We start from the raw sequence: 13,137 nt of genomic DNA on the forward strand, positions 1-13,137 counted from the left end.
TCACACCATTGGCCCCGGGTGTCACGCTTGAATCATGGATGATCTTCTCGAAGAGCTGCGCGCGGGCCTGCCGGCCGATGCCCTGATCACCGACCCGGACGTCACCGCCACCTACGCCCACGACATGGCGAGCTTCTGCGACGCGGGCGCGCCGGCCGTCGTCGTGCTCCCACGCACGGTCGAGGAGGTCCAGCACGTCATGCGGACCGCCACGGCGCTGCGCGTCCCCGTGGTGCCGCAGGGTGCCAGGACGGGCCTGTCGGGGGCGGCCAACGCCTCCGACGGCTGCATCGTGCTCTCCCTCGTCAAGATGGACCGGATCCTGGAGATCAGTCCGGTCGACCGGATCGCGGTCGTCGAACCGGGTGTCATCAACGCCGTGCTGTCCCGCGCCGTCAACGAACACGGGCTGTACTACCCGCCGGACCCCTCCAGCTGGGAGATGTGCACCATCGGCGGAAACATCGGCACCGCGTCCGGCGGACTGTGCTGCGTGAAGTACGGCGTCACCGCCGAGTACGTGCTCGGCCTGGAGGTCGTCCTCGCCGACGGACGTCTCCTCAACACCGGCCGGCGTACCGCCAAGGGTGTCGCCGGATACGACCTGACCCGGCTCTTCGTCGGCTCCGAAGGCAGCCTCGGCATCGTTGTCAAAGCCGTCCTCGCCCTTCGGCCCAAGCCCCCGCAACAGCTCGTGCTGGCCGCAGAGTTCCCCTCCGCGGCGGCCGCCTGCGACGCGGTCTGCCGGATCATGGAACGCGGCCACACCCCGTCACTCCTCGAACTGATGGACCGTACGACCGTCCGTGCGGTGAACGCGATGGCCTCCATGGGACTCCCCGAATCCACCGAGGCGCTGCTGCTCTGCGCCTTCGACACCCCTGACCCGGCGGCCGACCTCACCGCTGTCGGCGAACTGTGTACCGCGGCCGGCGCCACCGGGGTCGTGCCCGCCGACGACGCCGCCGAGTCCGAACTCCTCCTGCACGCGCGCCGGCTGTCGCTCCCCGCGATGGAGACCATCAAGTCCGCCACGATGATCGACGACGTGTGCGTGCCGCGCTCCAGGCTCGGCGCGATGATCGAGGGAACCGCCGCCATCGCCGGCAAGTTCGGCCTCACCATCGGTGTCGTCGCCCATGCGGGGGACGGCAACACCCACCCCGTCGTCTGCTTCGACCACACCGACGCCGACGAGTCCCGCAGGGCCCGCGAGTCCTTCGACGAGATCATGGCGCTGGGCCTGGAACTGGGCGGCACCATCACCGGCGAGCACGGTGTCGGCGTGCTCAAGAAGGAATGGCTCGCCCGTGAACTGGGCGAGGTGGGCGTCGAGTTGCAGCGAGGCATCAAGGCGGCCTTCGATCCGCTGGGTCTCCTCAATCCGGGCAAGCTGTTCTGACCCGTCCCGCGCCTGCCCCGCCCCACCTCTGCCCGCCGTGCTCCTGCCCCGCCGCACTCAGGCCTCGCCGTCCTGGGACTCGTCGGAGGGCCAGGGGTCGCTCAGCCACAGGTCGTCGGCGGGCAGGGGGGTGAGCAGCTCGGCGAGCGCGCCGTCCAGGCCGAGCAGCGCGCTCTCCGAGCCCGGGGGCACCACCCGCAGGGTGCGCTCCACCCAGGCGGAGACGGCGGCCGACGGCACCTCCAGGAGGGCGTTGCCGTCGGGCGAGGTGAGCGCGACACAGATGACGCTGTGCTCGTCGACCTTGGTCGGCCAGATCCGTACGTCCCCGTGCCCGCACGGCCTGAACACCCCTTCCACGAGCAGCTCACGGGCGAACGTCCAGTGCACCGGCGACTCGGATCCGATGTGGAAGGTGATGTGCACGGCGTACGGGTCGTCGGTGAGGTAGGACAGCCGGGCGGGTACGGGGACGGAGCGCTCCGGCGAGAGGACCAGCTTCAGTTCCAGTTCCCGTTCCACGATGTTCTGCATGAGGGTGCACGACCTTCCGATGCTCGTAGGAGCCGGTCCCTCGACCGGTCCGCACAAGGAGAGAGCGCCCTCCCGGCCGTCTATGACGCGACTTCCCAGAAAAACTTCCGCAGGCCCGGAAAGTGGTCCAAACGGCAGGACCGGCCCGGGGGTACGCGGCGGTCTGATAGATGTGGACCCTTGTATGGAGGCCGGCCGGCGATCGGACGGTGCCACGCCACCCTCCGATCGCCGGCCGGTCTGAGGCCTCGAAGAGATACGGGACCACGGTGATGAGCGCCCCAACCCCGGCACCCGGTGACGAAAGCCCACGCGAGGGCTACTACCCCGACCCGTCCATTCCCGGATACGTCCGGTACTGGAACGGTGCGTCTTGGGTTCCCGGTACGAGCCGGCCCGCACCCAGGCAGGGCGAGGCGACCCCTGCGCCGCCGCCTGAATCGGCGGAGGGCGCCGCCCCGCAGCCGACGGCGCGGCGGACCGCCCCGGTGGACGAGACCGGGCCGATGTTCTTCGACGAGGCCGACGGGCTCGGCGGGGGCGGTGAGGCGGGTGCCACCGGTGGCCGCCCGGAGCCCGCGACGGCCTGGCAGGCCGACACGTCACGGCAGACCGGCTTCGGCGGCGACCGTGACCGCCGTGTCTCGTGGGGCGGCCCGGATCCCCGTACGCCCGGCGACGGCGCACCGTCGTCCGCCGCCGCTCCGGCGGACCGTTCTCCGGCCGCCGGTGCGTCCGAGGATCCGCGCCGGCCCGCGGCCCCGGACCCGACGCGCGGCGCCCTTCCCGGTATGCGGGACGGCAACGGTGACGTGACCGACGGCACCGTCCACATCCGGGGCGACAGGACCGGCGGCAGCGGTGACGCCGACCGTCCGCCGACCGACGGCACGGTCACGATCCGTGCCGTGGGACGGGACGGCGGCACCCGTCCGCCGCGTCCGCGCGATGAGGGAGCGCCCGCCGACGGCACGATGGCGATCCGCGCCGTGCAGCCCGGTGCCGCGTCCCCGCCGCAGGCCCAGAACCCGCCCCAGGCACAGGCCCGGCCCCAGGCGCCGGCACAGGCGCAGCCACCGGCGCAGACGCCTCAGCTGAACACGCCCCTGACTCCCGGTCCCGGCGGCGGGTCCGCGTCCTGGGCGCAGCAGGCGCATCAGCTCGGCCGGCCCGAGCAGGCGGCCCGCCCGCAGCAGCAACAGCCGCAGCAGCACCGGCCGCAGCACCCCGTGCCCGCCCAGCAGCAGAGCGCCCGGCCCGAACAGCCGCAGCCGCCCGTCGTGCCCTGGAAGCCTCCGGTCGAGGACCCCTTCCAGCAGCTCGCCCGGGCCCAGGCGTCCGCCCGGCCCGCAGGGCTCGGCAAGCGGCTGACCGCCCGGATCCTGGACACGGTCCTGCTCGGCGCGGTCGTCGGTGCGGTCGGATTCCCGCTGGTCACACAGGCGATGGACCACATCGACAAGAAGATCGAGGCGGCCAAGCAGTCCGGCGAGACGGTCACCGTCTGGCTCCTGGACGCCACCACGGCCGGGCTGTTCGGTGCCGTGCTCGGCGCCTTCCTGGTGCTCGGCTTCGTGCTGGAGGCGCTGCCCACCGCCAAGTGGGGCCGCACGCTGGGCAAGAAGCTCTGCGGTCTCGAGGTGCGGGACATCGAGTCGCACGGACCGCCCACGATCGGGGCGGCGCTGCGCCGCTGGCTCGTGTACGGGGTGCTGGGCCTCCTCGTCATCGGCGTGGTCAACGTGCTGTGGTGCCTGTTCGACCGCCCGTGGCGTCAGTGCTGGCACGACAAGGCGGCGGGTACGTTCGTCGCCGGCTGAGGGCGGGTCAGCCGTCGGGGGGCGGGCCCCGCTTACGCCGTGTGCCGACCTCCGTCCCCCGAAAGCACCTGAGCCGTTGCGGGCCTCCGCGGGGCGGGGTGCACTGCCCCCATGAGCAACGAACCGCCGCCGCCACCCGGACAGCCGCCCGAGGACGATCCCTTCTCCAAGAGGCCGCCGCACGGCTCCGAGCCCCCGTCCGGCGGCTCGCCCTACGGCAGCGGGCCGCCGCCGCCACCGCCGCACGACCGGGATCCGTTCGGCGGCAGCGGGCAGTACGGCGGTACGGATCCGCTGGCCGGGATGCCGCCGCTCGCGGAGCCGGGCAAGAGGATCCTGGCGCGGCTGATCGACCTTCTCATCATCTCGATCCCGCTGTACTTGATCTCGCTGCCGTTCGGCGGCGCGGTCGACGTCACCTCGGACGGCGACGACGACTTCGGCGATGCCATCGGCAACACCTACAGCGGGCATCAGCTGCTCTGGTCGCTGATCGGCCTGGTGGTCTACGTCGCCTACGACACGTATCTGACGCACAAGGACGGGCGGACGCTCGGCAAGCGGCTGCTGAAGATGCGCGTGGCGATGCTCAACGACGGCTCGGTGCCCGACACCGGCTCGGCGCTGATGCGGGCCGTCGTGCTGTGGGTCCCGGCGCTGCTGTGCTGCCCCTGCCTGTGGTGGCTGATCAACATCGTTCTGATGTTCACGGACAAGCCGTACCGGCAGGCGCTGCAGGACAAGGCGTCCAAGACGGTCGTGGTCGCCATCCAGTGAGGCCGGGGCCGTTCAGCGGTGCAGTGAATGCTCGCCGACGCGCTCCGTGTGCGCGGTGGCGATCTCGATGTCCTCGATCGTGCGGTGGGTGCGGACAGCGGCAGGCGCCGGTGCCGTCCGGACCTTCGTGCGCTTGGGCAGGGGTACGGTCACGGCCACCAGCAGACCGAGCCCCAGGGCCGCGGTGCAGATGACGGCCACACCGATGCCCGAGTTCGTGCGGGACAGCAGCAGCATGGCGAGGGTCGCGAAGACGACGGTGACCGAACCGTAGGAGAACTGTGCGGCAGTCGGACGCGGCATGGCGGTATCCGTCCTCGGGGCATCGGCTGGGGGAGTCTCTCAACACGGTCGCACTGTCAATCGACTCTACGACGGTGGATGCCCGGGAGGAACACGTAGTAAGCGTGACCTAACCCACGGTACCGGTGCACGGGGGGCGCACTGAGTCACGCGATCGCCGATCGGGCGGCGTGGCGCGCCGGTTGTACCGGACGACGGCAAAGCCTCGAACGTCCGGATAGCGGAATTCGGCTCCTGCATAGTGCAGTTGGCCTGTGCAAGTCAAGATCTGTCTTTTCTCTCATACTTCCGATCGAATGTCGTCACTTGTGACGCGTTGACGCGCGCGGCTTTTCTCAACCCCCTGGCCGCGGACGCGAAACGCCGGGGAGGACTGCATCAAGTGATCACTCAGAGACGGGCGCTACGCGCCACCGCGGTAGCCGTGGCGCTGGCCGCCACCGCCGCGACGGCGTCGGTTTTCGCCACCGCTCAGGCGGATGACAAGGCGTCGGGATCCGGCGCCTCCATCGTTGACCGACGGGATCCCGCACCGGTCAAGGCGAGCGAGCACGACCTGGAAGGCCCCTTCAGCAAGGAGCAGGACGCTCAGCGTCAGGCCGCGCTGGAGCAGGTGCTGGCCGGTGACAAGAAGGTCTCGACCCGCGGCGGCTCCAAGGTCGTCAAGCTCGGCAGCAACAAGTACGTCGAGCTCGGCCGGGAGAAGACCGACAAGATCTTCACCATTCTCGTGGAGTTCGGCGACCAGGTCGACGACACCACGATGTTCGACCCGGACGGCGAGGGCCCCAAGCCGCCGGTCAAGAAGTACGGCGGCACGCCCGGCCCGCAGCACAACGAGATAGCCGAGCCGGACCCGGCGAAGGACAACAGCACCGCCTGGCAGGCCGACTACAACCAGGCGCACTTCCAGGACCTCTACTTCGGTGAGGGCAAGGGCAAGAATTCGCTGAAGACCTACTACGAGAAGACGTCCTCCGGGCGCTACTCGGTCGACGGCGAGGTCTCGGACTGGGTCAAGGTCCCGTACAACGAGGCCCGTTACGGCTCCAACTACTGCGGTTCCACCAACTGCGCCAACGTGTGGGACACGGTCCGCGACGGCGTCAACGCCTGGGTCGCCGACCAGAAGGCCAAGGGCCGCACGCTGGAGCAGATCAAGGCGGACCTCGCCCAGTACGACCAGTGGGACCGCTACGACTTCGACGGCGACGGCAACTTCAACGAGGCCGACGGCTACATCGACCACTTCCAGCTGGTCCACGCCGGTGAGGACGAGTCGGCGGGCGGCGGCGCACAGGGCACCGACGCGCTGTGGGCGCACCGCTGGTACGCGTACGGCACCAACGCCGGCGCGACCGGCCCGGCCGGCAACAAGGCCGGTGGCGCCCAGATCGGCGACACGGGCATCTGGGTCGGCGACTACACCGCGCAGCCCGAGAACGGCGGCCTGGGTGTCTTCGCCCACGAGTACGCCCACGACCTCGGTCTGCCGGACCTGTACGACACCTCCGGCGGCGGCGAGAACTCGGTCGGCTTCTGGTCCCTGATGTCGGCGGGCTCCTGGCTCGGCACCGGCACGGGCGAGATCGGCAACCTGCCGGGCGACATGACCGCCTGGGACAAGCTGCAGCTGGGCTGGCTCGACTACGCCACGGCCAAGGCCGCGACGGACTCGGTCCACAAGCTGGGCGTCTCGGAGTACAACACCAAGAACAAGCAGGCGCTCGTCGTCGAGCTGCCCGACAAGGCCGTCACCACGACTGTCACGAAGCCCGCCGAGGGCTCGAAGCAGTGGTGGAGCGACATGGGCGACGACCTGTCGAACACCCTGACCCGCTCGGTCGACCTGACCGGCAAGACGTCCGCCTCGCTGGACCTGTCCGGCTGGTACGACATCGAGGCCGACTACGACTACCTCTACACCGAGGTGTCCGAGAACGGCGGCTCCAGCTGGACCGCGCTCGACGGCAAGGCCGACGGCCTGGCCATCCCGCGCGACGCCAGTGACAAGCCGGCCCTGACCGACGTCTCGGGCGCGTACAAGAAGCTCTCGTACTCGCTGGACGCGTACGCGGGCAAGAAGTTCGACCTCCGCTTCCGCTACCAGACGGACGGCGGCGCGGGCGGCAAGGGCTTCACGGCGGACGCCATCACGGTCAACGCCGACGGTGCCGCGCTCTTCACGGACAACGCGGAGGGCGACGACAACGGCTGGACGGCCAAGGGCTTCTCGCGGATCGGTGAGTCGTTCACCAACGACTACCCGCAGTACTACATCGCCGAGAACCGCCAGTACGTGTCGTACGACGAGACCCTCGAGGTCGGGCCGTACAACTTCGGCTTCTCCACCACCCGCCCCGACTGGGTCGAGCACTACTCGTACCAGAACGGTCTGATGGTGTGGCTCTGGGACACCGCCCAGAAGGACAACAACACCTCGCAGCACCACGGACAGGGCCTGATCCTGCCGGTGGACTCGCACGCCAAGCCGCTGAAGTGGACGAACGGCTCGCTCCTGCGCAACAAGATCCAGCCCTTCGACGCGCCGTTCAGCTGGTACCCGAACAAGGGCTTCACGCTGCACAACGCGGACGTGGCGCTCAAGATCAAGCCTTCGCTGGGCGTCCCGGTCTTCGACGACCGCAAGGGCACCTACTGGTACGCGGAGAACCCCACGGGAAGTGTCAAGGTCACTGACACCAACACCCGGATCTCGATCATCAGCGAGCCGCTCAGCGGCTCCACGATGACCGTGAAGGTCGGACCCTCGACCAAGTAGTCAGCAACACCGCAGGTCAGAACATGATCGGCCGTCGCCCTCTAGCGGGCGGCGGCCGATCGTGTTTAGGTGCGTCTTGTTCGATCCTTATTGACGCGATGTCTCACGGGGGAGCTCGAAGCATGGCAGGCGGAGGTTTCTGCAGGTTGCCCAACGGCACGGTGGTGGTGGCGGTCGCCCTCAACCGGCCTGCGGACGGAACGGGGCCCGGCGGCCCGGTGCGCGTACTGGTGCACGCGGCCACCCGGGCACGGGCCCTGACCAGGCTGCGCAACCTGGGGCTGCGCGCCGTCTACCTCCGCGGAAACTCCCAGCCGCCGACCGAGGACGAGGTCACTGCGGTGCTGCACCACCCGGACGGGCTGCTCTGGCGGACCGCGCCGCAGGCCGGGCAGGAGCTCTGGCACCCGATCCGGGCCCTGCTGGGACCCACCGGATACGCGGGACCGGTCCGTCCGGCCGCCTGAGGGCCCCGGGAGCGGTCAGACGACCGGCTTGCCGGACAGTTCCACGCCCGCGGTGCGGAGCTCGTTCAGGGCCCGCTCAGTGGTTCCCTCGGCGACGCCGGCCGTCAGGTCCAGCAGCACGTGCGTGGTGAAGCCCTCACGGGCGGCGTCCAGCGCGGTGGCGCGCACACAGTGGTCCGTGGCGATACCGACGACGTCGACAGCGGTGACGGAGCGTTCCCGCAGCCACTGGGCGAGCCCGACGCCGTTCTCGTCGACGCCCTCGAACCCGCTGTACGCCGCGGCGTACGCCCCCTTGTCGAAGACGGTGTCGATCGCGCCGGAGGCGACGGCGGGAGCGAAGTTCGGGTGGAATCCCACGCCCTCCGTACCGGCGACGCAGTGCACCGGCCAGGAGTGCTCGAAGTCGGGCTGCGCGGAGAAGTGGTCACCCGGGTCGATGTGGTGGTCGCGGGTGGCCACCACGTGCCGGTAACCGGCCTGGGCGGCCCCGATCAGGTCGGTGATGGCGGCGGCGACATCGGCGCCGCCCGCCACCGCGAGGCTGCCGCCCTCGCAGAAGTCGTTCTGAACGTCAACGACGATCAAGGCGCGATGCATGACGGGTGTCCTTCGGTGGGGGTTGGGCGGGGATCCGGCGGGGATTCGGCGGGCGAAACGGGACAGTGGGGACGCCAACGAGCCTAGAGACTCGACGGAGAGTGCGGGAGGGGTCGCACCCGGCCGGTATGGGCCCCGTACCCCGCCCGACCGGAACGAAGCCGCGACCGGGCCCCCGCCCGCCTCTCCTCACGCGTACTCCGTGGGGATCACCGGCTCCCCCCGCGACAGCTGGATCGCCGACATCGGCAGCCCCTTGCGCGCCGCGACGTGCCGCTCACGCGCGGCCTCCAGCGGCTCGCGGGCGACCACCTCGCCGCCCCTGACCAGCTCGACCAGCAGCTGCCGGTCCGCGAGCTCCTCCGGGACGGGCCCCGTGCCGATCACCTCGGCCTCGGCCACCCCGTACCCGTCCAGCCGGCGCGCCGCCCACTTGCGGCCGCCCCTCGACGACTTCGCGCCCAGCGACTTCTTCACGACGGGCAGCAGCGGATCGGCCGGATCGGCGGAGCCCGCACGGGCCACCAGCTTGTAGACCATCGAGCACGTCGGGTGCCCGCTCCCGGTCACCAGCTGCGTGCCGACCCCGTACGCGTCGACGGGCGCGGCGGCCAGCGAGGCGATCGCGTACTCGTCGAGGTCCGACGTCACCACGATCTTCGTCTGCGTGGCGCCCAGCTCGTCCAGCTGCTGCCGCACCCGGTGGGCGACCAGCAGCAGGTCCCCCGAGTCGATCCGTACGGCTCCGAGCTCCGGCCCCGCGACCTCCACCGCCGTACGGACCGCCTCGGTCACGTCGTACGTGTCGACCAGCAGTGACGTACCGCGGCCGAGCGAGTCCACCTGCGCCCGGAACGCGTCCCGCTCGCTGTCGTGCAGCAGCGTGAAGGCGTGGGCGCTCGTCCCGACGGTCGGGATGTTGTACCGGAAGCCGGCCGCCAGGTCCGAGGTGGTGTGGAAGCCGCCGATGTACGCGGCACGGGCCGCAGCGACCGCGGACAGCTCATGGGTGCGCCGCGCGCCCATCTCGATCAGCCGGCGGCCACCCGCCGCGGCCGACATCCGGGAAGCGGCCGCGGCGATCGCCGAGTCGTGGTTGAGGATCGAGAGGATCACGGTCTCCAGCAGCACGCACTCGGCGAAGGAGCCCTCGACCCGCAGGAGCGGCGAGCCCGGGAAGTACACCTCGCCCTCCGGGTAGCCCCAGATGTCACCGCTGAACCGGTAGTCGGCCAGCCAGTCGATCGTGGAGGCGTCGACGATGTGCTGGTCGCGCAGGAAGCCGAGCATCTCGTCGTCGAAGTGGAAGTTCTCCACGGCGTCCAGCACCCGTCCGGTGCCGGCGACGACGCCGTAGCGCCGCCCCTCGGGCAGCCGCCGGGTGAAGGCCTCGAAGACGGAGCGCCGGTCCGCGGTGCCCGCCTTCAGTGCCGCCTGCACCATCGTGAGCTCGTACTGGTCGGTGAAGAGTGCGGTCGACGGCACACCGACCCGTCGCCCAAGGTCCGCTGAGTTCATGGCAGGGATGCTACCCCCTATTCGTCAAAGTGACGAGATCTAGGGCTGTCGGGACGGCGGAGGGGCTCCGTTTGTGCGCCGGGCCCCTCCTGGTGGCAGCATGGGGTAGGTGAGCGTTGCTGCCCCCGTAGAGATCGAACGTCCCGAATCGGCCGAGGAGACCTTCGCCGTCCCCGAGCCCGATGTCCCCTGGGTGACGCTGGTGCACAACGACCCGGTCAACCTCATGAGCTATGTGACGTATGTCTTCCAGGCCTACTTCGGCTACTCGAAGGACAAGGCGCACAAGTTGATGCTGGACGTCCATCAGAAGGGCCGCGCGGTCGTCTCCAGCGGCAGCCGCGAGGAGATGGAGCGCGACGTCCAGGCCATGCACGGCTACGGGCTCTGGGCCACGCTGACCCAGGACCGCAACTGACCTGACCGCTGTCCCTCCGCCCGACCCATCCATCGGAGAATCCATGGCCGGCCACTTCGAGGCCACCCCCGGCGGCGGCGCGTCCGTCGCTCTCGACGAGGTCGAGATCGCGATCCTGCGCTCCCTCGCCGTCCAGCTCCTGGAACTGGTGGGCCCCGGCGACGAACCCGCCGACGGCGAGGACCCGCTCGCCTCCCTCTTCGCCGAGGGCCCGAGCGAACCGCCCACCGACCCGGCGCTCGCCAGGCTCTTCCCCGAGGCGTACGGGGACGAGGACAAGGAACTGCGCGAGGCTTCGGCGGAGTTCCGCCGCTTCACCGAGAACGACCTGCGCACCCGCAAGCGCGAGGACGCCCTCCTCGTCGTACGGACGCTCGACGCGCTCACGCCGACCGGGGACGGCGGCGCGGTGCTCACCCTCACCGCCGACGAGTGCCGCAGCTGGCTGGGCTCCCTCAACGACCTCAGGCTGACCATCGGCACCCGTCTCGAGGTGTCCGACGAGGACGAGGGGCAGGACGGATCGCTCTACCGGCTTCCCGACAGCGATCCGCGCAAGCCGATGGTGATGGCCTATCTCTGGCTGGGCGCCCTCCAGGAAACGCTCATCGAAACACTGATGCCCCACTGAGGTGTTCCGTGCCGGCGCCGTGTTCGGACCGCCGTCTTCCGGCCGTGCTCCGTTCGCTCAACGGATGCTCAAATCCGAATAACGATCCCGTCACCTGAATAGCCTTCTTTGCAGCGGCTGGAAACTCTTGTCCGCTTTTTCCTGTGGCGTGCGCCACATAATGTCCGATGGCTCGCCCGAGCGCCCGTGATAAATCTTCACGACCGCCCGGGGACGCCACCCCTGTCCCCGGGGGCGCTACAAGCCGGCCGAACGCCGGCGGCACTCCATCCATATCCGGGGGGATCAGGACCTGATCCGACGCCTACGAGGGCGCGGATCGGCGTGGAGAAAGGCGCACCACCATGACATCGGCGCAGGTCGACGACAAGGGACAGCCCGGCCGCCAGGCCGTGGACACGGACACCACGGGTGAGGGCTACCAGCGTGGCCTGGGAGCCCGTCAGATCCAGATGATCGCCATTGGCGGCGCCATCGGCACGGGGCTCTTCCTCGGCGCCGGAAAGGCCATCGACCGGGCAGGGCCCAGTCTGATCCTGGCGTACGCCATCGCGGGTCTGGTCATCTTCTTCATCATGCGGGCGCTGGGCGAACTCCTCATGTACCGCCCGGTATCCGGCTCCTTCTCGGAGTACGCACGTGAATTCCTCGGCCCGTTCTTCGGATTCGTGACCGGCTGGACGTACTGGCTGTTCTGGGTCGTCACCGGAATCACCGAAGTCACCGCAGCGGCCACCTATATGACGTACTGGTGGGATATCCCGCAATGGCTGTCCGCGCTGGTGTTCACCATCATCCTGTACGGCGCGAACCTGATCTCGGTGAAGCTCTTCGGTGAGCTCGAGTTCTGGTTCTCGATGGTCAAGGTCACCGCGATCGTCGGCATGATCCTCATCTGTGCCGGAGTCCTCACGCTCGGCTTCTCCGACGCCGGTGACACCGCGACCGTGGCCAACCTGTGGAACGACGGCGGCTTCTTCCCCGAAGGCATCGGCGGCACGCTGATGACCCTTCAGATCGTGATGTTCGCCTTCCTCGCGGTCGAGCTGGTCGGTGTCACCGCCGGCGAGTCCAAGGACCCCAAGACCGTTCTCCCCAAGGCCATCAACACCGTGCCGTGGCGCATCGCCGTCTTCTACGTCGGCGCGCTGATCATGATCCTGTCCGTGGTGCCGTGGAGCACGTTCGAGCCGGGCGTCTCGCCGTTCGTCGCCGCGTTCGAGCAGATGGGCCTCGGCGTCGGCGCCGCGATCGTCAACTTCGTCGTCCTCACCGCGGCGCTCTCCTCCTGCAACTCCGGCATGTACTCCACCGGACGCATGCTGCGGGACCTCGCGCTCAACGGGCAGGGGCCGAAGTCCTTCACCAAGCTGACGAAGAACGGCCTCCCGCTCGTCGGAACCACCTTCTCGGCCGGGCTGATGCTCGTCGGCGTGTGGATCAACTACCAGTGGCCGGGCGAGGCGTTCAACTACGTCGTCTCCTTCGCGACCATCTCCGGCATGTGGGCCTGGATCATGATCCTGGTCTGCCAGCTCCGCTACCGCGCCAAGGCCGACCGCGGCGAGCTGCCCCAGTCCACCTTCAAGGCTCCCGGCGCCCCGTTCAGCAGCTGGTTCGCGCTCGCGTTCATCGGCCTGGTGATCGTGATGATGGCCGTCGACAAGGACGCCCGGATCTCGCTGTACTGCGCACCGCTGTGGGGCCTCATCCTGGGCGTCTCGTATCTGGTGCTCAAGTCACGCAACCCCGAGAACACCTCCTTCGCCAAGCGCTGACCTGCGCGAAAGCGCCCCCAGGACGTCGGCTGCCCCAACGGCCCGTCCAGCATCCGGGCCCCTGCGTACCGCTCCTCGGTACGCAGGGGCCCGGATGCTTATCCTGG

The 13,137-nt window shown here is 69.6% G+C and carries 12 protein-coding genes; 8 read left to right on the forward strand and 4 right to left on the reverse strand.

Annotation, left to right across the window (positions count from 1 at the left end; genetic code table 11):
• Positions 1-34: 34 nt before the first annotated feature.
• Positions 35-1,402 carry an FAD-binding oxidoreductase gene (locus tag OG257_RS23850; RefSeq protein WP_329210537.1) on the forward strand — a complete coding sequence of 456 codons (1,368 nt, stop codon included), beginning with the start codon at positions 35-37 and terminating at the stop codon, positions 1,400-1,402.
• A gap of 57 nt (positions 1,403-1,459) precedes the next feature.
• On the opposite strand, the gene OG257_RS23855 is transcribed toward OG257_RS23850, so the two are convergent.
• Entirely contained in the window at positions 1,460-1,936 is a 477-nt protein-coding gene (locus OG257_RS23855) for an SsgA family sporulation/cell division regulator (RefSeq protein WP_329210539.1), read from the reverse strand.
• Between the two features lie 272 nt (positions 1,937-2,208).
• On the opposite strand from OG257_RS23855, the gene OG257_RS23860 reads away from it, so the two are divergent.
• Positions 2,209-3,756, forward strand: a complete 1,548-nt coding sequence (locus tag OG257_RS23860) for an RDD family protein (RefSeq protein WP_329210541.1) — start codon at positions 2,209-2,211, stop codon at positions 3,754-3,756.
• A gap of 111 nt (positions 3,757-3,867) precedes the next feature.
• Positions 3,868-4,533: an RDD family protein gene (locus tag OG257_RS23865; RefSeq protein ID WP_329210542.1), complete on the forward strand. Its 666-nt coding sequence runs from the start codon at positions 3,868-3,870 to the stop codon at positions 4,531-4,533.
• A 12-nt stretch (positions 4,534-4,545) separates the two neighbouring features.
• On the opposite strand, the gene OG257_RS23870 is transcribed toward OG257_RS23865, so the two are convergent.
• A complete protein-coding gene (locus tag OG257_RS23870; RefSeq protein WP_329210544.1) occupies positions 4,546-4,836 on the reverse strand; it encodes a hypothetical protein in 291 nt (96 codons plus the stop codon).
• 382 nt (positions 4,837-5,218) lie between these two features.
• Between OG257_RS23870 and OG257_RS23875 the strand changes: the two genes are divergently transcribed.
• Together OG257_RS23875 and OG257_RS23880 are read left to right on the forward strand one after the other, a co-directional pair.
• Positions 5,219-7,618 (forward strand): immune inhibitor A domain-containing protein, encoded by a 2,400-nt coding sequence (locus OG257_RS23875; RefSeq protein WP_329210545.1) that lies wholly within the window; start codon positions 5,219-5,221, stop codon positions 7,616-7,618.
• A 122-nt stretch (positions 7,619-7,740) separates the two neighbouring features.
• Entirely contained in the window at positions 7,741-8,085 is a 345-nt protein-coding gene (locus OG257_RS23880) for a hypothetical protein (protein WP_329210546.1), read from the forward strand.
• A gap of 15 nt (positions 8,086-8,100) precedes the next feature.
• On the opposite strand, the gene OG257_RS23885 is transcribed toward OG257_RS23880, so the two are convergent.
• Both OG257_RS23885 and OG257_RS23890 read right to left on the reverse strand, forming a co-directional pair.
• Positions 8,101-8,685, reverse strand: coding sequence for an isochorismatase family protein (locus OG257_RS23885; protein WP_329210547.1), 585 nt, complete (start codon positions 8,683-8,685; stop codon positions 8,101-8,103).
• A 189-nt stretch (positions 8,686-8,874) separates the two neighbouring features.
• Positions 8,875-10,203, reverse strand: coding sequence for a nicotinate phosphoribosyltransferase (locus OG257_RS23890; protein WP_329210549.1), 1,329 nt, complete (start codon positions 10,201-10,203; stop codon positions 8,875-8,877).
• 109 nt (positions 10,204-10,312) lie between these two features.
• On the opposite strand from OG257_RS23890, the gene clpS reads away from it, so the two are divergent.
• From clpS to OG257_RS23905, 3 genes are all read left to right on the forward strand, one after another.
• A complete protein-coding gene (gene clpS / locus OG257_RS23895; protein WP_031100168.1) occupies positions 10,313-10,621 on the forward strand; it encodes an ATP-dependent Clp protease adapter ClpS in 309 nt (102 codons plus the stop codon).
• Between the two features lie 43 nt (positions 10,622-10,664).
• Positions 10,665-11,252, forward strand: a complete 588-nt coding sequence (locus tag OG257_RS23900; protein ID WP_329210551.1) for a DUF2017 domain-containing protein — start codon at positions 10,665-10,667, stop codon at positions 11,250-11,252.
• 344 nt (positions 11,253-11,596) lie between these two features.
• Positions 11,597-13,030, forward strand: a complete 1,434-nt coding sequence (locus tag OG257_RS23905; RefSeq protein ID WP_329210552.1) for an amino acid permease — start codon at positions 11,597-11,599, stop codon at positions 13,028-13,030.
• Positions 13,031-13,137: the final 107 nt, after the last annotated feature.

This window comes from Streptomyces sp. NBC_00683, assembly GCF_036226745.1.
Lineage (GTDB): Bacteria > Actinomycetota > Actinomycetes > Streptomycetales > Streptomycetaceae > Streptomyces.

Coding starts and splice junctions, on each gene's coding strand:
- OG257_RS23850 (WP_329210537.1), top strand. CDS start 35: ATGGATGATCTTCTCGAAGAGCTGCGCGCGGGCCTGCCGGCCGATGCC.
- OG257_RS23855 (WP_329210539.1), bottom strand. CDS start 1,936: ATGCAGAACATCGTGGAACGGGAACTGGAACTGAAGCTGGTCCTCTCG.
- OG257_RS23860 (WP_329210541.1), top strand. CDS start 2,209: ATGAGCGCCCCAACCCCGGCACCCGGTGACGAAAGCCCACGCGAGGGC.
- OG257_RS23865 (WP_329210542.1), top strand. CDS start 3,868: ATGAGCAACGAACCGCCGCCGCCACCCGGACAGCCGCCCGAGGACGAT.
- OG257_RS23870 (WP_329210544.1), bottom strand. CDS start 4,836: ATGCCGCGTCCGACTGCCGCACAGTTCTCCTACGGTTCGGTCACCGTC.
- OG257_RS23880 (WP_329210546.1), top strand. CDS start 7,741: ATGGCAGGCGGAGGTTTCTGCAGGTTGCCCAACGGCACGGTGGTGGTG.
- OG257_RS23885 (WP_329210547.1), bottom strand. CDS start 8,685: ATGCATCGCGCCTTGATCGTCGTTGACGTTCAGAACGACTTCTGCGAG.
- OG257_RS23890 (WP_329210549.1), bottom strand. CDS start 10,203: ATGAACTCAGCGGACCTTGGGCGACGGGTCGGTGTGCCGTCGACCGCA.
- OG257_RS23900 (WP_329210551.1), top strand. CDS start 10,665: ATGGCCGGCCACTTCGAGGCCACCCCCGGCGGCGGCGCGTCCGTCGCT.
- OG257_RS23905 (WP_329210552.1), top strand. CDS start 11,597: ATGACATCGGCGCAGGTCGACGACAAGGGACAGCCCGGCCGCCAGGCC.